This is a genomic window from Photobacterium panuliri, assembly GCF_059920555.1.
This window is the reverse complement of record NZ_CP197192.1, coordinates 1,130,465-1,153,480: the sequence shown is the minus strand read 5'-3', so window position 1 is coordinate 1,153,480 and position 23,016 is coordinate 1,130,465. Positions and strand designations below refer to the sequence as shown.

At 45.7% G+C, this 23,016-nt stretch carries 22 protein-coding genes and 1 other RNA gene; 10 read left to right on the top strand and 13 right to left on the bottom strand.

Annotated elements, in window-relative coordinates:
- Positions 1-10: 10 nt before the first annotated feature.
- A complete protein-coding gene (locus ACSF8X_RS05500; RefSeq protein ID WP_500850875.1) occupies positions 11-661 on the bottom strand; it encodes a PilW family protein in 651 nt (216 codons plus the stop codon).
- On the bottom strand, positions 652-1,200 hold the full coding sequence (locus tag ACSF8X_RS05495) for a pilus assembly FimT family protein (protein ID WP_500850874.1): 549 nt from the start codon (positions 1,198-1,200) through the stop codon (positions 652-654). Before ACSF8X_RS05495 ends, ACSF8X_RS05500 begins: the two co-directional genes overlap by 10 nt.
- Before the next feature lie 107 nt (positions 1,201-1,307).
- On the opposite strand from ACSF8X_RS05495, the gene ACSF8X_RS05490 reads away from it, so the two are divergent.
- Positions 1,308-1,754, top strand: a complete 447-nt coding sequence (locus tag ACSF8X_RS05490) for a type IV pilin protein (protein ID WP_047879752.1) — start codon at positions 1,308-1,310, stop codon at positions 1,752-1,754.
- A gap of 95 nt (positions 1,755-1,849) precedes the next feature.
- On the opposite strand, the gene dnaJ is transcribed toward ACSF8X_RS05490, so the two are convergent.
- From dnaJ to grpE, 3 genes are all read right to left on the bottom strand, one after another.
- Positions 1,850-2,992 carry a molecular chaperone DnaJ gene (gene dnaJ, locus ACSF8X_RS05485; protein WP_047879751.1) on the bottom strand — a complete coding sequence of 381 codons (1,143 nt, stop codon included), beginning with the start codon at positions 2,990-2,992 and terminating at the stop codon, positions 1,850-1,852.
- A 90-nt stretch (positions 2,993-3,082) separates the two neighbouring features.
- Positions 3,083-4,999 carry a molecular chaperone DnaK gene (gene dnaK / locus ACSF8X_RS05480; RefSeq protein ID WP_047879750.1) on the bottom strand — a complete coding sequence of 639 codons (1,917 nt, stop codon included), beginning with the start codon at positions 4,997-4,999 and terminating at the stop codon, positions 3,083-3,085.
- 208 nt (positions 5,000-5,207) lie between these two features.
- Positions 5,208-5,831: a nucleotide exchange factor GrpE gene (gene grpE / locus ACSF8X_RS05475; protein WP_047879749.1), complete on the bottom strand. Its 624-nt coding sequence runs from the start codon at positions 5,829-5,831 to the stop codon at positions 5,208-5,210.
- Between the two features lie 175 nt (positions 5,832-6,006).
- On the opposite strand from grpE, the gene nadK reads away from it, so the two are divergent.
- The 3 genes from nadK (at position 6,007) to bamE (ending at position 9,237) form a co-directional block, all read left to right on the top strand.
- Positions 6,007-6,897, top strand: a complete 891-nt coding sequence (nadK, locus tag ACSF8X_RS05470; protein ID WP_500851145.1) for an NAD(+) kinase — start codon at positions 6,007-6,009, stop codon at positions 6,895-6,897.
- A gap of 174 nt (positions 6,898-7,071) precedes the next feature.
- Positions 7,072-8,739, top strand: a complete 1,668-nt coding sequence (gene recN / locus ACSF8X_RS05465) for a DNA repair protein RecN (RefSeq protein WP_047879747.1) — start codon at positions 7,072-7,074, stop codon at positions 8,737-8,739.
- 141 nt (positions 8,740-8,880) lie between these two features.
- Positions 8,881-9,237 (top strand): outer membrane protein assembly factor BamE, encoded by a 357-nt coding sequence (bamE, locus tag ACSF8X_RS05460; protein ID WP_500850873.1) that lies wholly within the window; start codon positions 8,881-8,883, stop codon positions 9,235-9,237.
- A gap of 95 nt (positions 9,238-9,332) precedes the next feature.
- Here the strand turns inward: bamE and ACSF8X_RS05455 are convergent, their stop codons facing one another.
- The gene (locus ACSF8X_RS05455; RefSeq protein ID WP_047879746.1) at positions 9,333-9,653 is read right to left on the bottom strand and encodes an RnfH family protein; all 321 of its coding nucleotides are present in this window, start codon (positions 9,651-9,653) and stop codon (positions 9,333-9,335) included.
- Positions 9,643-10,077 carry an SRPBCC family protein gene (locus tag ACSF8X_RS05450; RefSeq protein ID WP_047879745.1) on the bottom strand — a complete coding sequence of 145 codons (435 nt, stop codon included), beginning with the start codon at positions 10,075-10,077 and terminating at the stop codon, positions 9,643-9,645. The genes ACSF8X_RS05455 and ACSF8X_RS05450 overlap by 11 nt, the downstream gene beginning before the upstream one ends.
- Before the next feature lie 208 nt (positions 10,078-10,285).
- On the opposite strand from ACSF8X_RS05450, the gene smpB reads away from it, so the two are divergent.
- The 3 genes from smpB to ACSF8X_RS05435 all read left to right on the top strand — a co-directional run bounded on the left by smpB (position 10,286) and on the right by ACSF8X_RS05435 (position 12,651).
- Positions 10,286-10,765, top strand: coding sequence for an SsrA-binding protein SmpB (smpB, locus tag ACSF8X_RS05445; RefSeq protein ID WP_500850872.1), 480 nt, complete (start codon positions 10,286-10,288; stop codon positions 10,763-10,765).
- A gap of 111 nt (positions 10,766-10,876) precedes the next feature.
- Positions 10,877-11,245, top strand: a transfer-messenger RNA (tmRNA) gene (ssrA, locus tag ACSF8X_RS05440).
- 164 nt (positions 11,246-11,409) lie between these two features.
- Positions 11,410-12,651 (top strand): integrase domain-containing protein, encoded by a 1,242-nt coding sequence (locus ACSF8X_RS05435; protein WP_500851144.1) that lies wholly within the window; start codon positions 11,410-11,412, stop codon positions 12,649-12,651.
- A 94-nt stretch (positions 12,652-12,745) separates the two neighbouring features.
- Here ACSF8X_RS05435 and ACSF8X_RS05430 read toward each other — a convergent pair whose 3' ends face one another.
- Complete coding sequence (locus ACSF8X_RS05430; RefSeq protein WP_500851143.1) at positions 12,746-12,904, bottom strand: DUF3427 domain-containing protein; 159 nt, start codon at positions 12,902-12,904, stop codon at positions 12,746-12,748.
- Between the two features lie 118 nt (positions 12,905-13,022).
- Between ACSF8X_RS05430 and ACSF8X_RS05425 the strand changes: the two genes are divergently transcribed.
- Together ACSF8X_RS05425 and ACSF8X_RS05420 are read left to right on the top strand one after the other, a co-directional pair.
- Positions 13,023-15,092 carry a RecQ family ATP-dependent DNA helicase gene (locus ACSF8X_RS05425; protein WP_500850871.1) on the top strand — a complete coding sequence of 690 codons (2,070 nt, stop codon included), beginning with the start codon at positions 13,023-13,025 and terminating at the stop codon, positions 15,090-15,092.
- Positions 15,093-15,094: 2 nt separating this feature from the next.
- On the top strand, positions 15,095-16,354 hold the full coding sequence (locus ACSF8X_RS05420) for a DNA-processing protein DprA (RefSeq protein WP_500850870.1): 1,260 nt from the start codon (positions 15,095-15,097) through the stop codon (positions 16,352-16,354).
- Between the two features lie 98 nt (positions 16,355-16,452).
- Here the strand turns inward: ACSF8X_RS05420 and ACSF8X_RS05415 are convergent, their stop codons facing one another.
- The 5 genes from ACSF8X_RS05415 to ACSF8X_RS05395 all read right to left on the bottom strand — a co-directional run bounded on the left by ACSF8X_RS05415 (position 16,453) and on the right by ACSF8X_RS05395 (position 20,054).
- Positions 16,453-17,028, bottom strand: a complete 576-nt coding sequence (locus ACSF8X_RS05415) for a recombinase family protein (protein WP_500850869.1) — start codon at positions 17,026-17,028, stop codon at positions 16,453-16,455.
- Positions 17,029-17,186: 158 nt separating this feature from the next.
- Positions 17,187-18,284: a tyrosine-type recombinase/integrase gene (locus tag ACSF8X_RS05410; RefSeq protein WP_500850868.1), complete on the bottom strand. Its 1,098-nt coding sequence runs from the start codon at positions 18,282-18,284 to the stop codon at positions 17,187-17,189.
- 13 nt (positions 18,285-18,297) lie between these two features.
- Positions 18,298-18,768 (bottom strand): helix-turn-helix domain-containing protein, encoded by a 471-nt coding sequence (locus ACSF8X_RS05405; RefSeq protein ID WP_500850867.1) that lies wholly within the window; start codon positions 18,766-18,768, stop codon positions 18,298-18,300.
- Positions 18,769-18,857: 89 nt separating this feature from the next.
- Positions 18,858-19,064, bottom strand: a complete 207-nt coding sequence (locus tag ACSF8X_RS05400; protein ID WP_500850866.1) for a helix-turn-helix transcriptional regulator — start codon at positions 19,062-19,064, stop codon at positions 18,858-18,860.
- Positions 19,065-19,163: 99 nt separating this feature from the next.
- A complete protein-coding gene (locus tag ACSF8X_RS05395; RefSeq protein ID WP_500850865.1) occupies positions 19,164-20,054 on the bottom strand; it encodes a hypothetical protein in 891 nt (296 codons plus the stop codon).
- 424 nt (positions 20,055-20,478) lie between these two features.
- Here ACSF8X_RS05395 and ACSF8X_RS05390 point away from each other — a divergent pair, with 424 nt between their 5' ends.
- On the top strand, positions 20,479-22,959 hold the full coding sequence (locus ACSF8X_RS05390) for a hypothetical protein (RefSeq protein ID WP_500850864.1): 2,481 nt from the start codon (positions 20,479-20,481) through the stop codon (positions 22,957-22,959).
- The last annotated feature ends 57 nt before the right edge of the window (positions 22,960-23,016 follow it).

Below are 23,016 nucleotides of genomic sequence, written 5' to 3'. Positions count from 1 at the left end.
TAACTTCATCCTAAGGTTTAATATTTGGCAGAGCCACACTGGTCGTTCTTTCTTCATATAGCTCACCAAGCTTCCCACCAATCGTAATCGTGATGTTTTGAATACTGTTGGTTGAGCCAGCAACCGATGAGTCATAAACCGTTCTAGTAAAATCCAACTTTTTAATATCTATGCGCTTATTATTGTAATCTTGCCAATTAGTGCCGGTGCAAGACCAATTCGCCATACCACTGTATGTGGTATAGATTTCTATTTCGTTCCTGCCATCTTTATTACTGTCTTTGACACGAAACCCTCTCGCATCGTCATTTCTAATTGAAGTCACGCCGAGTGCTGAGTCATGGTTATAAGCAAATAAAATACAATGACCGTTACTACTATCAGCAAGGCCATCAATAAGTATATTGGCAGAATTTGTCCCGTCATTTAGCATGAATGGATTTGTAGCAAAGCAATCCCGGCAATAACCCGCTCGTTTAATTTCACTTGCCATCAAAAACAAAATACTGTCTAGCTCTGATGACAAAGCAGATTCTTTTAAATACTGATTCGAACCGGTAAGAGTCATCGTATATGCTGATGTAATTGTTCCTATAACCAAAATGCCAAGAAACGTTGAAATCAGTAATTCAACCAGTGAGTATCCTTTTTCTATACGCATGTTTCTTCCCCACTACTGGTTGCGCTGCTACAGCGGTACACAAAACCGATGTCAGTAACCCTGACCCCTTTTAGGAGATTTGCATCCAATGAACTATTGACCAATATTCTCTTGCTATTAGAAGCCTGCCCAGTCACGGGATTGAAATCCATCAGAGTCCCTACAGATAAATCTTTTAAGCCACCATTAACATCTGCTGTCTTGAGAAAGTAATGCGAGTTTTTATCCAAAATAGTGCGAGGATAGGCTGAAGATGATTGTTCGCAAGTATCAGATGAATTCTTTTTTCTCATACCAAAACAAAATGTGTCTCGCGTATTTTTTTCAAAAAAAACTTCCACGGTGGTATTTCTTTTTACCGCTTCATATTTTGCCAATCTGATAAATTCATAAATTATTTCTGACTTACTTGTTATTTCAGCTGCATTACGACTTTTTTCAAAACTAGGAATAGCAAATGCCGATATCACAGCAATTATTGAAATTACAGTAATTAACTCTATTAATGTTAGACCTTGATTTACCTTCCAACTATGCATGATTTTTTTTAAATAACCAAAAATGACTTGAAATCAACTTATCACAAGGTATAGCTTTACACAGTCCCATCAATTTTTTTTTCGTCACGCTTAAAAAAGTGAATGTAATGAACAGGTGTATTTTACAAAAAGGTTTGACACTCATTGAAGTAATGATCGTGGTTGCAGTTCTCGGAATCATCACTGCAATCGCCTATCCTTCCTATCAAGAGCATGTTGAAAAAGGGCGCCGAACGGCAGCTCAGGCAAGTCTTATGGAATTACAATTATGGGCTGAACAGTATTATACTAACAGCCCAAGTTTAAATAAAACATACCCCAATTCATCAGACCTCAGTACTGGCACAAATAAATGTGAACAATGTACTCTCGCTGATGAATATACATATTCCATATCTAATACCGGAAAAGGCCAAGATCGTTTTATTATTACAGCCAGTGTAATTGCAAATGGAAAACAAACAGGGGATGCATGCAAAGCATTATCAATTAATGCTGCGGGTGTAAAAAAAGGATACGGAAGTAATAACAAACCATTATCTGAATGCTGGTAGTTATTATTTTAACAGCACTATTATTCCATAATATATAAAAAAGCCAGCAACTATGCTGGCTTTTCTTTTATTCATCACTAACAGGCTAAAATAAATTAACCGGTTAGGTCATCAAAAAACTTCTTCACACCGTCGAAGAAACCTTCTGACTTAGGCTTGTGCTTTTTAGCAGCGGTTCCGCCCAAAGTCTCTTCCAACTCTTGCAGCAACTCTTTCTGACGTGAACTCAAGTTAACTGGTGTTTCCACAACCAGCTTACAGATAAGATCACCCATTGCACCGCCGCGTACAGACTTCACGCCCTTGCCGCGCATACGGAACATACGGCCCGTTTGCGTTTCAGATGGGACTTTCAGGTTAACACGACCATCAAGAGTCGGCACTTCCACTTCGCCACCAAGCGCTGCCATGGTAAAGCTAACAGGCACTTCGCAGTACAGGTTGTTGCCGTCACGCTCGAAGATATGGTGTTTAGCAACATGAACCTGTACATACAGATCCCCGGCGGGAGCACCAAACTCTCCGGCTTCACCTTCACCAGACAGACGAATACGGTCGCCCGTATCTACGCCAGCAGGGATCTTGACCGATAGCGTCTTGGTCTCTTCCTTACGGCCCTGACCATGGCAGGTACCACAAGGTTCCTGAATGATCTTACCGCGACCATGACAGTGCGGACATGTCTGCTGAACGGCAAAGAAGCCTTGGCGCATCTGTACCTGGCCGCTACCGTGACACGTGCCACAAGTGGTTGCCGAAGTGCCTTTCTTAGCACCGCTACCATCACAGGTATCACAGTGAACCAAGGTAGGAACACGGATTTCCTTGGAGCAACCGCGAACGGCTTCTTCCAGAGTCAGCTCCATGTTGTAGCGCAGATCTGCGCCGCGCTGGGCACGTTGCTGACCACGACGGCCGCCGCCACCGAAGATATCGCCGAACACATCACCGAAGATATCACCGAAATCAGCACCACCGCCAAAGCCGCCGCCACCGAAGCCACCGCCACCCTGCTCGAATGCCGCATGGCCGTACTGATCGTAGGCTGCTTTCTTCTGCGGATCGGTTAGGATTTCGTATGCGTGCTTAACTTCTTTGAACTTCTCAGCAGCCTCGGCATCCCCCTGGTTACGGTCCGGGTGGAATTTCATTGCAAGGCGCTTGTAAGCCTTTTTAATGTCACGCTCTGACGCATCACGACTTACGCCCAGAACTTCATAAAAATCACGTTTTGACATACTTATCTGTCACCTGCCTTAATACAGCTACGGGCGCAAGAGTAACCTCCAACGCCCGTGCCCGAATAAGATTAAGCGTTAGCTCTGTTCTTATTTCTTGTCGTCTTTAACTTCTTCGAACTCAGCGTCAACAACGTTGTCGTCCTGCTGTGCCTGCTGCTCGCCAGCACCTTGTGCCTGTTGAGCCTGAGCCTGCTGCTGAGCGATTTCCATTAGCTTCTGAGATGCTGCAATCAGGGCCTGAACCTTCGCGTCAATCGCTTCTTTGTCTTCGCCCTTGCGTGCTTCTTCAAGCTCGCTTACTGCAGTTTCGATCTTCGCTTTCTCGTCTGCTGGCAGTGCTTCACCAGCTTCTTCGATTTGCTTGCGAGTACCGTGAACTAGCTGGTCAGCCTGGTTGCGTGCAGTTACCAATTCTTCGAACTTCTTGTCCGCTTCCTTGTTAGCTTCCGCTTCCTGAACCATTTTCTCGATATCTTCGTCGCTCAGACCGCCAGATGCCTGGATAGTGATCTTCTGCTCTTTACCAGTAGACTTGTCTTTCGCAGATACGTGCAAGATACCGTCGGCATCAAGGTCGAATGTTACTTCGATCTGTGGCATACCGCGTGGTGCTGCCTGAATACCTTCTAGGTTGAACTGGCCAAGTGACTTGTTGTAGTTCGCTTGCTTACGCTCACCCTGTAGAACGTGGATAGTTACCGCGTTCTGGTTGTCTTCTGCAGTAGAGAACACCTGGTTCGCTTTTGTCGGGATAGTGGTGTTCTTCTCGATAAGCTTAGTCATCACGCCGCCCATGGTTTCGATACCAAGAGACAGTGGAGTAACGTCTAGCAGAAGAACGTCTTTCACTTCACCAGCAAGCACGCCACCCTGAACCGCTGCACCAATCGCAACAGCTTCGTCTGGGTTCACGTCTTTACGTGGCTCTTTGCCGAAGAACTCAGTCACTTTAGCCTGAACCATTGGCATACGAGTCTGGCCACCAACAAGGATAACGTCGTTGATGTCGCTTACAGACAGGCCAGCGTCAGACAGTGCTACTTTTAGCGGCTCAAGAGAGCGCTGTACTAGATCTTCAACCAGAGACTCAAGCTTAGCGCGAGTCACTTTGATGTTCATGTGCTTAGGACCAGTTGCATCGGCAGTGATGTAAGGTAGGTTTACATCTGTCTGCTGTGCAGAAGACAGTTCGATCTTCGCTTTTTCTGCGGCTTCTTTCAGACGCTGCATCGCTAGCGGATCGTTCTTCAGGTTGATGCCCTGCTCTTTGTTGAACTCTTCAACCAAGTAGTTGATCATGCGGTTGTCGAAGTCTTCACCACCTAGGTGAGTGTCACCGTTGGTTGCCAATACTTCGAAAGTTTTCTCGCCTTCTACTTCGTCGATTTCGATGATAGAGATATCAAACGTACCACCACCTAGGTCGTATACCGCGATAGTGCGATCGCCGCCTTTCTTGTCTAGGCCGTATGCTAGAGCAGCTGCAGTTGGTTCGTTGATAATACGCTTAACTTCTAGGCCCGCAATGCGGCCTGCATCTTTAGTTGCCTGACGCTGTGCATCGTTGAAGTAAGCAGGAACAGTGATAACTGCGCCAGTAACTGCTTCGCCTAGGAAGTCTTCAGCAGTTTTCTTCATCTTCTTAAGAACTTCAGCTGATACCTGAGGAGCAGCCATTTTCTGGCCTTTCGCTTCTACCCATGCATCGCCGTTGTCTGCCTTAACAATGTTGAAAGGCATGATTTCGATATCACGCTGAACTTCTTCGTCTTCGAAACGACGACCGATCAGACGCTTGATAGCGAACAGTGTGTTTTCAGGGTTGGTTACTGCCTGGCGTTTTGCTGGCTGACCGACCAAAGTTTCACCGTCTTGGGTGTAAGCGATAACTGATGCCGTTGTACGCTCACCCTCAGCATTTTCAATTACACGTGGCTTGTCACCATCAAGTACTGCTACACAAGAGTTAGTTGTACCCAAGTCAATACCAATGATTTTACCCATCAGGTTCTCTCCGAAATTCATTTAGCTTATTTGCCAGTGTGCCATCGTGCTCCACCGACAATGCGGAATCATCCGCAGAAATTGGTTTACGATGTCGTATGACTACTAGATAAGGGCAGCCAAACACTTTTCAAGGGTGACAACGAAAAAAATTTCAAAAAAATAAAAAAGCCCGCATCGCTGCGGGCTTGCTAAACAACACGCCCAATTACGCTTGGGTATCGATGCTGCCTGATGCCGCTTTAGACACCATGACCATTGCCGGACGAACCACACGACCGTTCAGCTCGTAGCCCTTCTGCATAACCAGCATCACGGTATTCGGCGCGTGCTCGGCACTTTCCTGCATCGCCATCGCCTGGTGCTGCTCTGGGTTGAACGCCTCGCCAACTGGGTTCAGCTGGTTCAGGCCGAATTTCTCTACCGTGCTCATCATGGTCTTCAGGGTCAGCTCGACACCTTCAACCATTGGCTTGATAGCTTCGTCGTTCTTGTCGGCCATCTCGATGGCGCGTTCCATGTTGTCGATAACCGGCAACAGCTCTTCGGCAAACTTGTTCAGGGCAAATTTACGAGCCTTGTCGATTTCCTGCTCGGTACGGCGACGCATGTTCTCAACGTCAGCACGGGCACGCAATACATCGTTCTGTTGCTCTTTCGCTTTCGCATCGCTAGCCAGCAATGCCGCTTCAAGCTCAGCAATACGTGCAGCCTGCTGCTCTTCAAGGGTCATTTCGACGACTTCATCCTGCTCAACAGCATCAGTTTCCACTGTCTCAACAGCTTCTTGCTGAAGCTGCTCGTCCTGTACTTTTTTCTCTTCGTTGCTCATGCTTTCGCTTCTCCACCAAAATCATGTTTTATGAGAATAGGCTGAAAACCTATCCTAAAAACGGGTTGATGGGCATATTATGGGGATGAACCTCAATGATTCAAGCCGATATAGCTCACAAAGCGCGACAACTCTCTCATCCTGACGCTATACTGGCTCACTCTTCATCTGTCGGATCATGGACATGACGCGTGTTTTTCAGACCATTGCGATAATCGGCAAGCCCCGTAATCCCGAGGCCCTGCAAACCCACCAAAGCCTGTACACATGGTTAGTAGAGCGTGGCTACGAGGTATTGGTTGACCACCGGTTAGCCAACGACGTCGACCTGCCACAGGCCGCCTTTTGCGACTTACTGACCATCGGCGACAGGGCCAACCTTGCCATCGTGGTAGGCGGTGATGGCAATATGCTGGGTGCAGCACGTGTATTATCCCGCTTCGACATCGCGGTGATCGGGGTGAACCGTGGCAGCCTCGGCTTTTTGACCGACCTGGATCCCGACGACTTCGAATCCGAACTTGAAGATGTGCTAAACGGCCAATTTGTCGTCGAAAAACGCTTTTTGCTCGAAGCCGAAGTGCACCGCCACGGCCAGATAAAAAGTCGCAATGCCGCACTTAACGAAACCGTGCTCCATCCCGACAAAATCGCGCATATGATCGAATTCGAGGTCTACATTGACGAGAAATTCGCCTTCTCGCAGCGATCTGACGGCCTGATCATCTCGACCCCGACCGGCTCTACCGCCTACTCGCTCTCAGGTGGCGGCCCGATCCTGACCTCCGAGCTCAACGCGATTTCGCTGGTGCCGATGTTCCCGCACACCCTGTCTTGCCGGCCGCTGGTTGTTGACGGCAGCAGCCGGATCAAGCTGATGGTATCACCGACCAACGGCAGCACCCTCGAGGTAAGTTGCGACGGCCAAGTCTCGCTGCCCGTCAGCCCCGGCGATGAGATCCACATCTACCAAAGCCCAGACACGCTCAAGCTAATCCACCCCAAGCACTACAGCTACTACGAAGTGCTGCGGGGCAAACTCGGCTGGTCAAGCCGCCTGTTCTGAGCCAGAACTCCCCATCAAGCCAACCTTCACGGTTGGCTTTTTTTATCGCTGTTTTTCATCACCTTAACGTAAATCAAATTTTGCTCTGAAAATTCACACTCAGTACTTTACTGTACCTACATACAGTATATACTGTATGGAAAAACAGGTGTTGATTTGAACAGGTAAACACACATGCTGGCTCACATGACAATCTCAAACTTTGCCATTGTCAAAAACCTTGAATTCGAACTGAAACCAGGTATGACAACCATCACCGGTGAAACCGGTGCCGGTAAATCCATTGCCATCGACGCGCTCGGCCTTTGCCTGGGCGATCGTGCCGAAGCCTGCATGGTTCGACCTAACGAAGACAAGGCCGAGATCTCAGCCACCTTTTCGCTGCTCAACAACCAAACCGCACGCCGCTGGTTGGAAGACAACGAACTGATCGACGGTGATGACTGCATCCTGCGCCGGGTGATCACCAAAGAAGGCCGCTCTCGTGGTTTCATCAACGGCAGCCCGGTACCTGCGTCTCAGCAAAAAGCCCTTGGCCAACTGCTGATCAACATCCACGGCCAGCACGCCCACCAACAGCTGATGCGCCCTGACTACCAACAACAAATGCTGGATCAGTACGCCGGTCACCATCACCTGATGGACCAAACCCGCGACAGCTACCAGATCTGGCGTCAGGCCAACAACGAGTACAAGCGCCTAGTTCAAAGTCGCGAGGAAAACGAAGCCCAGAAACAACTGATCCAGTATCAAGTCAAAGAGCTCGACGAACTGGCTCTGGGCGAAGACGAATTCAGCGAAATCGAAGAAGAACACAAGCGCCTGTCGAATTGCGGCGAGCTGGCGGTATCAAGCCAGACAGCCCTCTCGATCCTCTACGATAGCGAAGAGTGCAATGCGCTCAACATGCTGCAGATGGCCAGCCAGCAAGTGTGCAACCTAGGCGAAATCGACGCCAGCCTGAGCACGATTCCGCAGATGCTCGAAGAAGCCATCATCCAAGTACAGGAAGCCAGCCAAGAATTGCGCAGCTACCTTGATAATCTGGATATGGATCCGCAACGCCTGATTTACCTCGAAGAGCGTCTGGCCAAGATCATGTCACTGTCGCGCAAGCACTACGTGATGCCGGGCGAGCTTTATGCCAAGCACCTAGAGCTCAAGCAGGAGCTCGAGAACCTGGACTGCAGCGACGAGCGCCTAGAAGAGATCGCCGAAGAGGTAGAAGCATTACGCCAGCAGTTCATTGCCTGTGCCGAAAAACTCAGCAAGAGCCGCCAGCGCTATGCCAAAGAACTCGACAAGAAAATTTCCGACAGCATGCACCAACTCAGCATGGAGCACGGGATCTTCAGCATCGATATTCAAAGCGACGCCGAACGCATGCTCAGCCCACTAGGGTTCGATACCATTACCTTCTTGGTATCCACCAACCCGGGCCAGCCACTCCAGCCGTTGGGCAAAGTCGCCTCAGGCGGTGAACTGTCGCGGATCTCATTGGCAATTCAGGTGATCACTGCCCAGAAGGTCGAGACCCCAAGCTTGATTTTCGATGAAGTAGACGTAGGTATCAGTGGACCGACGGCTGCCATTGTCGGCAAGATGCTGCGCACTCTGGGCGAATCAACCCAGGTAATGTGTGTTACCCACCTGCCACAAGTGGCCGGTTGCGGCCATCAGCAGATGTTCGTGGCCAAAAAAGCCAGCGAGGGACAGACCGAAACCAACATGTACCCGCTGAGCCAAGAAGACCGGATCAACGAGCTGGCTCGCCTGCTTGGCGGTAGTGAAATCACCGAACGCACCCTGGCCAACGCAAAAGAGCTGCTGTTTGCCGCGTAAATAACATAGAATTATGTGAATGATGCAACTTATTGGTTGTACCGCAGTCTCATTTACAGTTTTTTTCTTCAACGCTTTTTTACTTCTGCCAAGCGGTTGTTTATTATCGCAGCAGAAGTAACGCGAATTTGCCGGGATGCTATGAGTTGGAAAAATCTTGCTGCCATGACGTTGGCAGTCAGCTTGCTAGGCGGGTGCTCAGTTCTTGATAAGCTGGTATACCGTATTGATATCAATCAGGGGAACTATCTGGAGCAAAAGGATATTGATACCCTGAAATATGGAATGAACAAACAACAGGTTGAGTTCGTACTAGGCTCGCCGATGCTGGTAGAGCCGGAATACCCAAACACTTGGTATTACGTTTACTACCACAAGCCGGGACATGAAAAGGCGGAGCAGAAAAACCTGATCTTGCGTTTCAATGGCCAAAACCAGCTGATCAGCCTTGAGGGGGATTACCCGAAAGGAGCTGGTTTCATGAGTGCGGCCAACTAAGCACTACCCTAACCGATAAAACAAAAAAGCTCGCTATAGCGAGCTTTTTTCGTGTTTGAAAGACCACATTCGTTCAACAGTGAACCGGAACGGGATCAATCGCCTTTTGCAGCCAATGCCTCTTGCTTGGCCTGCTCGGCACGCTTACGGCGAATATCTTTGGGATCGGCCAGCAACGGACGGTAAATCTCGATACGGTCACCATCATGCACAGTCGCATCCAAGCGAACATTGCGGCTAAACACCCCAACCTTGTTCTGCTTCAGGTCAATCTCTGGGTGCTGCTCCAGCACGCCTGATTGCTCGATAATATCCTGCACCTGTGTATCCGGTGTCACCGTCAGGCGGATCACCTTCTGAATATGAGGCAGCGCATACACCACCTCGACATGGATCAGCTTCTCGTCAGAACCCATAGACTTCTCTCGCTCGCTGCGTGAACGCATTCACCATATTGTTCGTCAATTCTCGGAACACCTTACCGAACGCCGCTTCCACCAACGCATTGGTAAACTCAAAATCCAACTTCAGCTCTACCTTGCAGGCCTCGGCATCCAACTCAATAAAATGCCAACCACCCACCAAGCTGCGAAACGGCCCCTCAACCAACTGCATGTCAATTTTAATGCCCTCGGTGATCGCGTTGCGGGTCACGAACGTTTTCTTGATCCCCGCCTTGGAGACATCCACCGACGCCATTACATGCTGCCCAGAGCTTTCCAGAATTTTCGTACCGGAACAGCCCGGCAGGAAAGTCGGATACGATTCAACATCATTGACCAATGCAAACATCTGCTTCGCGCTGTACGGCACAAGCGCAGAACGGCTAATCTGAGGCATAGCTTCTCCTTTACCCACGGAACATGCCGCATCCCACAGCCAAGCCGCACGCGACAAAGCCTATGAGAAGGACAACCGCAATGATACCATTACAACGCTAACAGCCAAAATTAGCATACTTGGAGCATCATAACCTATTGATGTTCAAGTAAGGATACTTCGACCAGAAGCCATACGGCTGGCTGGGACTACAGAGAAAGAGCAATTTATGGCAAAGAAACCAAGCAAACCAAACAGCAATACCATTGCTAAAAACAAAACGGCCCGCTTTGAATTTGCAATTCATGACGAATACGAAGCCGGCCTGTCGCTACAGGGCTGGGAAGTCAAAGCCATTCGCGACGGCAAGGTCAACATGACAGAGAGCTATGTCTTCCTGCGTAACGGCGAAGCCTTCATTTCCGGTTTGACCATTACCCCGCTCAACGTCGCCTGCACCCACGTCGTTGCCGATCCAACACGTACCCGCAAGCTACTGCTGAACCGCCGAGAGATCGACAAGCTAGCAGGCGCAGTTAACCGCGACGGCGAAACCATTGTGGCGCTGAGCATGTACTGGAAGGCATCCTTTGTTAAACTGAAGATAGGTACCGCGCGCGGTAAGAAGCTTCATGACAAACGTGCAGACACCAAAGCCCGCGACTGGCAGCGTGACAAAGCCCGCATCATGAAAAGCAGCAACCGCTAAGCGTTTTTGATTGTCGATGTTGGTAAGTGGTTGTTTATCAGCCAGTCAGTACACGTATAGCCGCATGGCTATTGACGGTAGCAATTAATCTGCTAACATCGATCGAACTCTGGGGCTGATTTAGGATTCGACAGGATCACGAAGGCTTGTGGAGCATGCCGAGGTGCGGTTGGCCTCGTAAAAAAACCGCAAAAAATAGTCGCAAACGACGAAAACTACGCACTAGCAGCTTAATAACCTGCTCAGAGCCTGCCCTCCCTAGCTTCCGCTTGTAAGACGGGGAATCAAGGGCAGTCAAACCCAAACAAGATAGCGAGGGAATCTTTGGCTAGAGAGATGAACCGCGAAATAGAATTCTGGTATGTGTTTGCATAGCGTGTCAGTTCGCAGTGTAGATACGAGAATAAAGACTGACTAAGCATGTAGCGCCATCTGTTAGACTGGTTTTGGACGCGGGTTCAAATCCCGCCAGCTCCACCAAATACACATTTAAAGACGTCCTAGGGCGTCTTTTTTTGTATCCTCAGCAAATAAAATCAATAGCTTAGCGTCCATTCCGATTCTATAGTGTCCAAACACATCTTTGCTTTTTAGGTACACCAAAAGGTACACTGATTTTAGTGTATCAATTTGGTGTACCAATGATGGCGAGAACAACGACTAGATTAACGGACATAGAAATCAAATCTGCGAAACCAAAGGAAAAGGAGTACACACTCTCTGATGGTGATGGACTCCGGCTACGGGTCAAAAAGAACGGCTCAAAGTTATGGCTGCTGAACTATACACATCCAATAAAAAAAAGCCGCACTAACTTCGGATTAGGCAAATACCCAGAGGTATCCCTTGCCAAGGCTCGCAAATACGCACTAGAAGCAAAAGAGTTACTCGCTCAAGGGATTGATCCTCAAAAAGACAAAAAGCGACAGCAAGAAGAGTACAAAACCATCCACCAGCACACGTTTATCAATGTGGCTAAAGAGTGGTTTGAAATTAAGTCAGACGATGTCACCCCTGATTATGCTGTTGATATCTGGCGCTCTCTTGAGCTGCATATCTTCCCTTATCTAGCCGAAATTCCGGTTAAAGAAATCACAGCACCGCAAATTATCGAGCTACTAAAGCCTATAGAAGCCAAAGGCAGCCTAGAAACCGTAAAGCGCCTAGCACAACGCCTGAATGAAGTAATGAACTTCGCAACTAACTGTGGCTTGGTTCACGCGAACCCATTAACAGGTATAAAAGCCGCTTTCAAGAAACCCAAAAAAGAGAACATGGCATCGCTCAAACCAGCGGAGCTACCAGAACTTATTGGTGCCATCGCTAACGCCAGCATTAAGCGTACCACGCGATGTTTAATTGAATGGCAACTTCATACCATGACACGGCCTAGCGAAGCTTCTGGTGCTATGTGGAAAGAAATTGATTGGGATGAGAAAGCTTGGATCATCCCAGCTGAACGTATGAAAAAGCGTAGAGAGCACCGTATCCCTCTCACGGAACAAATGCTGGAGCTTCTTGAGGTAATCAAACCTATCAGTGGGCACCGTGAATTTATCTTCCCCTCTGACCGTGACCCAAAGAAACCATGTAACAGCCAAACAGCGAATATGGCACTAAAGCGTATGGGGTTTGCAGGGCGCTTGGTCAGCCATGGCCTACGCTCACTGGCAAGTACAACACTCAATGAACAAGGTTTTGATAGAGATTTAATCGAAGCAGCTCTAGCGCATGTGGACGACAATCAAGTGCGCAGCGCTTATAACCGTACCGACTACCTGGAACGCCGCCGTCCAATGATGTGCTGGTGGAGCGGGCATATAGAAGAGGCATCTAAAGGAAAGCTATCCATGACGGGCTCTTTATTACTAAAGGCCGTTATCTAGCGGTCATAATTAGCCACCAGCGATAGTGATACCGGTGGCCATCACCCTCGTCGCTATGCTTTTTAATAAACAAAGGTGGAAGTGGTAGAGCATTTTATGATGAAAATAACTTAGCCTCCGATCTATCAAGTGTCCGATTAGAACTAGACATCCAGCCAAATGCTGATTCATCAATAAAGTGGCCCTCGTACTTGCTTGAATCAGCAAAATCATCCCCCTTATGGTAGTTCACATAAATAGGGCGATAATCCATTTTCAATGGCATGCAACAAAACACTATGCACTCAAACCGATTTCTTATATACGTATCATTGTTCCTATACCTTACCCATGTTAACTTGTTCTTTATAATGACTTTTTGAGGAAACATAATGATATACAATCCAGCACGTTCACTTGAACTATTAAGGTTAGGTGCAAACAACAGCAACGCTACATTTAGAGATCAGCAAGAAGACGCTATACAACATATAGTTGAAGGACGAGGTAAATTATTAGTTGTACAGAAAACAGGCTGGGGTAAAAGCTTCGTATATTTCATTGCAACTAAATTGATGAGAGAAAGTAACAAAGGACCAGCTTTATTAGTATCTCCTCTCATTGCACTCATGAGGAATCAGGTTGAGGCTGCGCGCAGAATGGGCTTAAGAGCGGAAGCTATTCACAGTGACAATAGAAGTGAACATTCTAGAATAGAGCAAGAGTTTATTGCTAATGAAATAGACATTCTTCTAGTTACCCCTGAGAGATTAGGTAACCAAGACTTTAATAGTAATGTGTTAGCACCAATGACTAAAGATGTGTCACTACTTATTGTTGATGAAGCACATTGTATATCTGACTGGGGACATGACTTCCGACCTCACTATCGACTACTTGAACGTATCATTCGAGCTCTTCCATCCAATATGCGTTTACTAGCTACAACGGCGACAGCTAATAGTCGTGTGACCACTGACTTACAATCAGTTTTAGGTCCTGAACTAACGATTGTTCGTGGCGATTTAGACAGAAGCTCCCTAACCCTTCAAACAATTTCTCTATCCAGTCAAGCTGAACGACTTGCATGGTTAGCTGAACAATTAACGTCTTTGCCCGGACACGGAATTGTATATACTTTGACTATAAGAGATGCCAATCAAGTTTCTAACTGGTTGAAAGAAAATGGAATTAATGTCGAGGCATACTCTGGAGATACAGGAGAAGACAGAGAACGTTTAGAGCAAGCCTTATTCAATAATGAGATAAAAGCTTTGATCGGAACAACGGCATTAGGAATGGGATATGACAAACCAGACTTAAGCTTCGTGATCCACTATCAAGCACCTAGTTCAGTAGTAGCTTATTACCAACAAGTAGGCCGCGCGGGGCGAGCTCTAGACAATGCATATGGCATATTACTCAGTGGGCAAGAGGAGAATAATATCAATGACTTTTTTATAGATAATGCTTTTCCATCTGTAGACGAAGTTAACCAAATCATAGCTAAACTAGAAGAAAATCACACAGGCTTATCCCTAAATGAACTAATGGCTAGCCTGAACATTGGAAAGAATAGACTTGAACACACAATTGACCTGTTATCACTAGAATCTCCACCGCCACTAATAAAAAATGCATCAAAATACCAATTAACTACTTCAAGATTGAGCGAGGAATTCTGGTCCCGAGCAGATCGGCTGACAAGCTTAAGGCGTGAAGAACAAGCTCGAATGAAGCAATATGTGGAATTAGAAACCGGACATATGGAGTTTCTAATAACAGAACTCAACGGAGATCCTAGCCTTGCAACTCCACCGAGTTTACCAATGCTTCCCACAACTGCTAGCCCAGAAAAAATAATTGAAGCAATGACATTTCTGAAACGTACAGGCCTTCCTATTGAACCAAGAAAACAATGGCCTGCAGGTGGTTTGCCTCGTTATAACGTCAGAGGTAGAATCCGCCCAGAAGCACAAGCTAATGTGGGTATGTCTTTGTGCATATGGGGAGATGCAGGATGGGGGAGCATAGTTCAACAAGGAAGATATGTGGATGAGCATTTTTCTGATGAATTATTGGATGCTTGTGTTGAGTTATACTTAAAATGGCAGCCAAACCCAACTCCAACATGGGTCACTTGCATGCCGTCACTACGTCATCCAGATCTCGTTCCTGATTTTGCTAGGCGTCTCGCTGAAGCACTAGAACTACCATTTTATCCTGCATTGGTTAAACTTGAGCATTGCCAAGAACAAAAGTGCATGGCGAACAGTATGCAACAGGCTCAGAACATAGATGGCTCAATGGGAGTAGACCTAGAACTTATCCAGTCTGGCCCGGTTCTTCTAATTGATGACATTGTAAACTCAAGATGGACATCTACCGTCGCAGCTTGGTTACTCCGTAGTAACGGTAGTGGTGATGTCTGGCCGCTTGCACTTTCACAAACTGGACATTAGAAATGACTTTTTCCCTATCTCCCAATACTCAGGCTATCCTGCTACTCACTGCGCCACTTATTGCAGGGCGCAATGAAAAATCAGTAGATCTGATTAAGCCACATGAATATAAAAAGCTTGCTCGCTATTTGAGAGAAATAAAGCGTCAGCCTTCTGACTTATTAACTAACGATGCGAAAGAACTAATACAAAGCTGCAGCCATATCATCGATACAGATCGTATTACACGATTAATTGGACGAGGCTTTTTACTCAGCCAAGTCGTAGAACAATGGAGAGCTCGTTCTATTTGGGTTATCAGTCGAGCAGACCCGCTATACCCTATGAGACTAAAAAGATCTCTAAGAGAGAACGCTCCTGCGTTGCTATATGGTTGTGGTGATGCAAGCCTATTGGAAACAGGTGGCCTTGCCGTCGTGGGACCAAGAAAATCAGATAATGAACTGCAGGTTTACGCTAATGAGATTGGTCGTTTATGTGCAACAGCACAGAAAACTCTCGTTTCTGGAGGAGCAAAGGGAGTAGATCTAGCAGCTATGACTGGGGCTCAGTTAGCTGGTGGTGTTGTTTGTAATGTGATGGCTGAAAATCTAGAACAAGCAGCTATTAATAGGGATAACAGGGAGCATATCTTAAACCAAAAACTGGTCCTTGTTTCTGCTTATGACCCTAAAGCAGGATTTAATGTTGGTCATTCAATGCAAAGAAACAAACTAATCTATGGTTTATCGCAAGCAGCATTAGTAGTAGACGCAACAGTCAATAAAGGTGGTACATGGGCAGGTGCTGCTGAGCAGTTAGATAATTTAAACTTAGTTCCTGTGTACGTTCGTTCATCCGGCTCAGCAAGTAGTGGGCTAGATGCTCTCAGGAACAAAGGTGCGATTTCTTGGCCGAATCCATCTACCTCAATAGAAATGGCTGAACTTATCGAGAGACAACATATTCAAAAGCATAACTCTTCGATGCATGTAACTGGGTCTTTGTTTGATAACCTCCCACAACATGATGTTTCAGAATCAATGGAACACAATGTTCAGCTGCCAGAAAACAATGAGCCTAAACAGAGCTTGAGAGAAAGGCTTTACACCGTCGTACAAAGTTTACTAATAGAAATGTTAGACAAACCAATGAACGAAAAAGAAGTGGCAGAAGAACTCAATGTATCAAAAAGTCAAGCTGCTGCTTGGTTAGCATTATTGGTTAAAGAAGATAAGTTAACTAAGCTGACAAAACCCGTTCGTTATATAATTAAGCAATAAGAAAAGCATTGCTAGTTAACTATTTATCTAACTAGCAAGAAGAGACAAAATTAGAGTATTTCATAGACGCTCAGACAATTACGTATAGGCTCCTATAACTAGGAGTCTAATTTATTCCAATGCCTTTTCACCGTAGCTATCCCAATTGCCAAGGCTTCAGCTGTTTTACGTTGCGACAACCCTTCTGCTTTTTTAGCCTGTACTGAAAGTGTCGTAGTTCGAGCAGAAGGTCTTCCAAGTTTTTTACCTTGAGCCCTAGCCCGAACCAATCCCTCTTTCGTGCGCTCCCGAATCCGATTACGCTCAAACTCAGCAAAAGCAGAAAACATTTGCAGCATCAGCTTTCCCTCTGCGCTTGATAGGTCAGCTACCGGTAAATCTAAACAGACAACTTTCATGCCTTTGTCAGTAAGTAGATTGATAGTGTTTTGAACATCAATGTTATCTCGCCCTAAACGGTCTAACTTTAAAACCACCAGCATATCTCCGCTTTCCATCTGGTGGTTTATCAAGAGCTGAAACTTCTCTCGCTTCATCGCTTCAACTGAACCAGAAACAGTTTCGCTAACAGCGCGAGAATCTGAAACCTCATACCCTTTCTGGCGAATAGCAATGATTTGGTTTTCTGTAGATTGTTCGGTTGTAGAAACACGACAATAAGCAAATATACGCATTGGTTACTCATTCTTAGTTTTGGTATCAAATACTGGGGCATCATATATCTTTGGTATCACAAATCAACAACCCTAGTTTGATGATACCCACAAAGTAAAATAAAAGCTGGTATCAACATACGAATGTTTTTTGATACCAGCCATAAATAGACGTTACGTTAAATTCCCTGCTCTCTTGCAGCTGCTAGCATCCTTTGTAAAAGAGCTGCATCTGAATCATTAGTTTCTGGCTTCGGCTTTGCTAGTTTCTTGAGTAGCTCAGCTTGCCGATAGTCAGCAACGTCACCATAGCTATAGAAAGTAGTGAGAACACCTTCATGCCCAAGGTTCTGACTCCAAGCCTTAAATTCCTCCGCATTGCAGCATAGCTGCTCTCCTAACCGAACCAGCGTGTTGCGAAAGCTGTGTGGATTGTAGTAAGGCAATTCCGCTAGCTTAAAAGCCTGCTTAAAAATCCGCCTTATTGGCCCAGCTGTAGTCCAGTGCTCTCGTGTTAGTCCCATCGATTCAAACTTCCGGCTTGGGTTATTCTTCACCTTGGTTCTTGGAAACAAAGGATCATCGGGGCCAAATGACAGCTCGTGCATTAAATAGCTAACCCACTCGGTGAAAATCTGTTGAGGTCGCTCTCCTACCGGGAAAAAGTAAGTCGTAAAGGTTTTACTAAACTTGGTCTTTACCTCTCTGGCATCTTGATACAAGCTTTGCTCCGCCACATCCACATGCTTGATTTTCAACGAAGCGATTGCACTGTCGCGGGCTCCCGTTAGCAATGTGAAAGCCACCAGTGCGCGATCCCTCATTTCAATACTGGTTATGCTCGGCATTGCCTCTAGAACTTTATTGACCTGCTCAATCTTCGGCACAGGCTTTTTGCGTTTTGCATTAGCAATCCGAGCATCCTTTTCGGAGAGGTTGAAATACTCTGTATCACTGTAATTGACGCGAGAACGGTAGCCATCCTGAAGTGCTAGCCACTGAAAGAATGTTTTTAAATGACGTAGCGTTGTATGCACTGTTGCTTTGCTGAGCGGTGTATCCGTAACTACATTCTTTTGCTCCACCAAATACTTCTTAAATCCAACTGCTTGTTGGCGATGAAACTGCTTAAAATCCTTGTATTTTGTGTAGACCTCAAAACGATTAATTGCTTTAGTAACTCCATCAATAGAGACGTCGCTAAGTCGTTTAGCTTCTCTCAAAAACTCGCAATAATTTCGGATAGCGCGAACGTTACTTGTGTTGTGTTTTTTCATGATCTTCGATGCCTCAAGCTAGGGACAATTTAGGAGAGGGCAAACCCTCACAATTATGTGTTTTTGTGCCTACGGCACTTTCCACCTGAAACTCTCTTCGAATTGCCTCTAACTGCCTCCAACTGAAGAATCGATTGATCTTTGAATCACATTCATTACAACGTGCAAACATACGCCCAATGCCATTTTCTGGTTGGATAAATTTTGCAGTTTCAGGGTTCGGTTTCCTTGGTGCTCTACACTTTAAGCAATACATTTCGCCTTCCTTACATTGACTCCTTTGTTTGTCCTTCTGTTGTTGAAGAAATAACCTTAGATCTGTTCCTAAAATAAGGAGAGGACGAACCTCAGCAAACACAGGTAGGCCATGTCTGATCCAATTTCTCACCGTCTTTTTATGCACACCATACAACTTCGCAACTTCCTCCACCGTGTAACTACGGTGAATTTTGGCTAGCCTAGGGTTCAATCGCTTAGCAGCCATAGACCCTCCAGATGATGAGCTGTGAAATACAAATGGAAAGTTGCACACATCGCACATACAGCAAGCATTGGTCTAAAAACAACTGGTCGTTACGCATGCTCAACTCCAGAATTTCGGCTGGCTGCTATTCTCTGTTCTAACCACTGATTAACCTCTTCTTGAAGCCACCCAATCGCACGATCTCCCAGAGATATCGATTGAGGGAAATCCCCCTTGGACATACGTAAGTAAATGGTGCTGCGAGATAGGCCAGTTTCTTGAATAACTTCTGGCAGACGGATGATTTTATTAGACATTAAAAAACCTCTTGGTCGTTTATCGGATGACCAAGAGGTTATTGAAATGATGCATTGGTAAATCCTAACAAGGGAAACCAAATTCCTAATTAGGTTTTGTTATTTTTGCCTTCTTTCTAGCGCGGGCTCTACTTGGGTTAGTATTTTACGAATAGAGTCATCAGATAACGGGGCACCTGCCAGTTCTGTCATAGACTGTACAGCGGAAGTTACTCCACGCGCTGAAGGGTCAATATCCAACTGCTTACAAAGCGCCCCAATAAGAGTAAGTAATGTATTACGCTCTCTTGCTGCTAGTGGTTTGTCTTCATGAGTGAGAGTAAGGGGATCATCTTGTAATGATTGAACAAAACGTGTGAGTTCGTTCGTCTTGATTACATATTGGCAGCTATGATCAGTGAGACAACAAGAATCTTCGTAATTTCCTATACCATCAACTTGGTTCCTCATAAGACTGAATAAAAACGATATATTATCAACTTCATCATCAGTCAAATCGTCATATAAATTATCACCATCACGTGCGAGGAAATCATCAACGGAAATACCTTTGGGCTCTAAAATGAACTCCAGTCCACTTTGAATCTCTGCTAAATTTTCTTCAGTTTTATCCAAAGACTCTTTTTGAAGCCTGCAAACCACCTCCCCTTGTTTTAGATAAAGACCCTGTGCATCTGTAACAATAGGCTCCGGCCCATTGACTTCATTTTGATATAGTCGCTCAATTTCTAGAGATTCCACACCTATCATGGCTAAATCCCATATACCATCGACGACATGAACGTTTCCATCAAACAAAAACCACTTGTTACCATCTATCGGAACAGCATCATCATCTATACAAACAGAATATGGCTCGTCTAATACTTCACCTGTTACTAAATCGGTTTCCAACAAAACCGAATCACCATCCTGACCAGAAACTATTCGCCCCTTGATTGCAAGGGCTTGATTTATAAGCCGCACAGAAAGTGTCAAATGCTTATCCATTGCCAATCCATAGATATCAGATAAAGACACGGGCTCTTCTAATGAGTCAGACAGGTACCTTGTAGCCTCATCTAGCGTGAAAAAATTTTTTAATTTAAATAACTTACTCATTTCCCTTTATGTACAACCTTTTGCTTAACCAGCAACCAGATGTGATGATTTCATCAAATCTTATTAGAGCGAATCATATCACTAACGCTTCACTCATTTTCTATTCAAAATAAGAACCAAACCCCGGCACCTCCCTTTATTGAACAGGGGTTTGTATCTCCTCCAAAAGCCCAAACACCACCAACTAGAGCACTTTATTTAAAATAAAAAGTCATCGAAAACAGGACAGACATTGAGTCTAAATCCATACTGTAAACACATCCCCTGCTTTTATACGGAAATTGGGAATCTTTGACCACAAGGTAAACTTGTTATGTCGAAAATCACCAATCCTATAGAAGAGATTAAGCTTCTTCAAATGATCGCCCTCCAACGAGGTGGGAAATGTCTTTCTACCCAATGGGAAAGCTCTACCACTAAAATGCGCTGGCAATGTCATGCTAGGCACGTTTGGGAGGCGGTATCCACCAAAATTAAGCAAGGCCGATGGTGTCCAACCTGCAACCAACCTAAACGCGGCACTACAGAGGAAATGCATCAAATCGCAGCTAAACATAATGGTCGATTACTCTCCGATAAATATGTGAATGCCAAAACCAAGCTAGAATGGCAATGCACACATGGACATACCTGGTATGCAAGTCCTGATAAAGTCAAGCGAGGCACGTGGTGCCCAACCTGCAATAAGCCAACAAAACTTACCATTGAAGAAATGCATAAAATTGCCTCATTCCGTGGGGGGAGATGCTTATCAACACAATACATCAATACTGACACCAAGTTGATTTGGCGATGCGCTTGTGGCTATGAATGGCAAGCAACACCATATAAAGTCAAAAAAGGGACATGGTGTCCGAAATGTGCAGGAACATTACGCAAAACTTTAAATGAAGCACAGGTACTTGCCAAACAAAAAGGAGGTGAGTGCCTATCAACTGAGTATGTGAATAAGACCTCTCAGCTGTTGTGGCGATGTCAGCATGGCCACGAGTGGAGCGCCCCCTTGCGTTCGATCGAAAACGGGACATGGTGTTCTGTGTGCAAGCAAGGTGAACACCTACAGTTTAATGCGGTAGTAGCCTTAATAGAGAGTAAGGGGGGACGGTGCTTCTCCACTAGTATGAAAAATCCATCTGAAAAATTAAAAGTCGAATGTGCATATGGACACGTCTGGTATCCAACGGCTCACACGCTCGTAAAAGGGCACTGGTGTCGAGTTTGTGCAGGTCAGGCTTCAATAAATCTGTCTCGACTTCGTTCACTCGCCAATGAACGAGGCGGGAAATGTTTATCGGCGACGTACAAAAACAATTTAACTCCAATGGATTGGGAGTGCTCCATTAGTCACCATTGGAAAGCAGTGGCTGCATCAATATTAGCGGGCAGTTGGTGTCCATACTGCTCAGCAGGACTTGGTGAGCGCATAACTAAGGCCCATTTTGAGCAGATATTCGGAGAAACTTTCGTGAAATACCGACCAGATTGGCTGGTTAATGATCGGGGGAATAAAATGGAACTAGACGGATATGCGGAAAAAATTGGGGTCGCCTTTGAATATGAAGGCGAACAACATTATTCCCTTAAAACTCATTTTATTAAGACTACAGAAGCACTCTCTCAACGCAAATTAGATGATATCGATAAGGCTAGATTATGCAAGGAACAAGGAATAAAGCTCATACAAGTGCCAGACATTTTTAGCAGATTACCTCTTAATGATATTCAATCTTTTATTATTGGTGAGTGTGAAAAGTTAGGCATAACCCTTACCCCAGAACAAAAGGCTTGTAAGATCGACTTGTCACCAGCATACAAAGCAAAAAACCATTTATATAAATCTCTTCAAAAAATCTGTGCAGATAAAGGGGGTAAGGTCATCAGCCCACACTACATAAATGCGACAACAAAGTTAACCTTTGAATGCCAAAAGGGCCACCAGTGGCAAACTACACCTTTCCAGATAAACAGTGGTGCTTGGTGCCATGAGTGTGGTGCAAAGAAGGCGAGCGATAGCCGAAGAACCTCACTCGAAAGTTTACAAGCTATTGCCACAAAAAACGGTGGGCTTTTGCTATCAAGAAGTTATGACCATTGTAAACAGAAACTCCTTTGGCAATGTGGGAAAGGTCACAAATGGGAAGCAACCTTGGCGACGATAAACAAAGGCCGTTGGTGTCCAACTTGTAACTGTAGAAACAACACATTAGAAGCTATTTATGACAAAGTCACCTCTCAAGGGGGACAGCTTATCGAATGTAAGTCCCCCCACCCTCAAGCATCAATCACTCTCAAGTGCTTAGTTGGTCACACTTGGACTACAAAAGTGAGGTATATCAGGGATGGGATGTGGTGTCCAAAGTGCAGTTCTCTTCGACTGGCGGAGCAATTGTCCAATGGTATCGACAAAGCTCGGGAGTTAGCAAACGCTAAAGGTGGAGTAATTATTTCTGAACGCTATGTAGGTGGATCAAAGAAAATGCGATGGCGCTGCGCTGCGGGGCACAATTTTGAAGCTAGTTTCGCGGTTGCAAAACGCCAATGGTGCAAGCACTGTGCAAAGCTAGAGCGCTCAAATAAAGCATTAAAACAATGCCATCAATATGCTATTAAACATGGAGGAGAATGCCTATCCAAACAATATCTGGCAGCAAAAGTAAAACTTACTTGGAAGTGTCGGCTAGGTCATTTGTTTGAAGCGACCCCAGACAATGTCAAACAGGGCAAGTGGTGTCCAGCATGTAAGGGAACTCGAATTAGTGATACAAAGCGAAGAAATACGCAAAAAAACAAATAAAATCATGACACAATGACAAATAGGTACACCACTCGGTACACCAAGAAAAATCAAACT

What these genes read in the sequence shown, in the direction of transcription:
- dnaJ (WP_047879751.1), bottom strand. Translation starts at nt 2,992, where the DNA reads ATGTCAAAACGTGATTTTTATGAAGTTCTGGGCGTAAGTCGTGATGCG.
- bamE (WP_500850873.1), top strand. Translation starts at nt 8,881, where the DNA reads ATGAGTTGGAAAAATCTTGCTGCCATGACGTTGGCAGTCAGCTTGCTA.
- ACSF8X_RS05435 (WP_500851144.1), top strand. Translation starts at nt 11,410, where the DNA reads ATGGCGAGAACAACGACTAGATTAACGGACATAGAAATCAAATCTGCG.
- recN (WP_047879747.1), top strand. Translation starts at nt 7,072, where the DNA reads ATGCTGGCTCACATGACAATCTCAAACTTTGCCATTGTCAAAAACCTT.
- ACSF8X_RS05425 (WP_500850871.1), top strand. Translation starts at nt 13,023, where the DNA reads ATGATATACAATCCAGCACGTTCACTTGAACTATTAAGGTTAGGTGCA.
- ACSF8X_RS05455 (WP_047879746.1), bottom strand. Translation starts at nt 9,653, where the DNA reads ATGGGTTCTGACGAGAAGCTGATCCATGTCGAGGTGGTGTATGCGCTG.
- ACSF8X_RS05495 (WP_500850874.1), bottom strand. Translation starts at nt 1,200, where the DNA reads ATGCATAGTTGGAAGGTAAATCAAGGTCTAACATTAATAGAGTTAATT.
- ACSF8X_RS05450 (WP_047879745.1), bottom strand. Translation starts at nt 10,077, where the DNA reads ATGCCTCAGATTAGCCGTTCTGCGCTTGTGCCGTACAGCGCGAAGCAG.
- ACSF8X_RS05395 (WP_500850865.1), bottom strand. Translation starts at nt 20,054, where the DNA reads ATGGATAAGCATTTGACACTTTCTGTGCGGCTTATAAATCAAGCCCTT.
- ACSF8X_RS05500 (WP_500850875.1), bottom strand. Translation starts at nt 661, where the DNA reads ATGCGTATAGAAAAAGGATACTCACTGGTTGAATTACTGATTTCAACG.
- dnaK (WP_047879750.1), bottom strand. Translation starts at nt 4,999, where the DNA reads ATGGGTAAAATCATTGGTATTGACTTGGGTACAACTAACTCTTGTGTA.
- ACSF8X_RS05390 (WP_500850864.1), top strand. Translation starts at nt 20,479, where the DNA reads ATGTCGAAAATCACCAATCCTATAGAAGAGATTAAGCTTCTTCAAATG.
- ACSF8X_RS05420 (WP_500850870.1), top strand. Translation starts at nt 15,095, where the DNA reads ATGACTTTTTCCCTATCTCCCAATACTCAGGCTATCCTGCTACTCACT.
- ACSF8X_RS05430 (WP_500851143.1), bottom strand. Translation starts at nt 12,904, where the DNA reads ATGGATTATCGCCCTATTTATGTGAACTACCATAAGGGGGATGATTTT.
- ACSF8X_RS05415 (WP_500850869.1), bottom strand. Translation starts at nt 17,028, where the DNA reads ATGCGTATATTTGCTTATTGTCGTGTTTCTACAACCGAACAATCTACA.
- ACSF8X_RS05400 (WP_500850866.1), bottom strand. Translation starts at nt 19,064, where the DNA reads ATGTCTAATAAAATCATCCGTCTGCCAGAAGTTATTCAAGAAACTGGC.
- smpB (WP_500850872.1), top strand. Translation starts at nt 10,286, where the DNA reads ATGGCAAAGAAACCAAGCAAACCAAACAGCAATACCATTGCTAAAAAC.
- ACSF8X_RS05405 (WP_500850867.1), bottom strand. Translation starts at nt 18,768, where the DNA reads ATGGCTGCTAAGCGATTGAACCCTAGGCTAGCCAAAATTCACCGTAGT.
- grpE (WP_047879749.1), bottom strand. Translation starts at nt 5,831, where the DNA reads ATGAGCAACGAAGAGAAAAAAGTACAGGACGAGCAGCTTCAGCAAGAA.
- ACSF8X_RS05490 (WP_047879752.1), top strand. Translation starts at nt 1,308, where the DNA reads ATGAACAGGTGTATTTTACAAAAAGGTTTGACACTCATTGAAGTAATG.
- ACSF8X_RS05410 (WP_500850868.1), bottom strand. Translation starts at nt 18,284, where the DNA reads ATGAAAAAACACAACACAAGTAACGTTCGCGCTATCCGAAATTATTGC.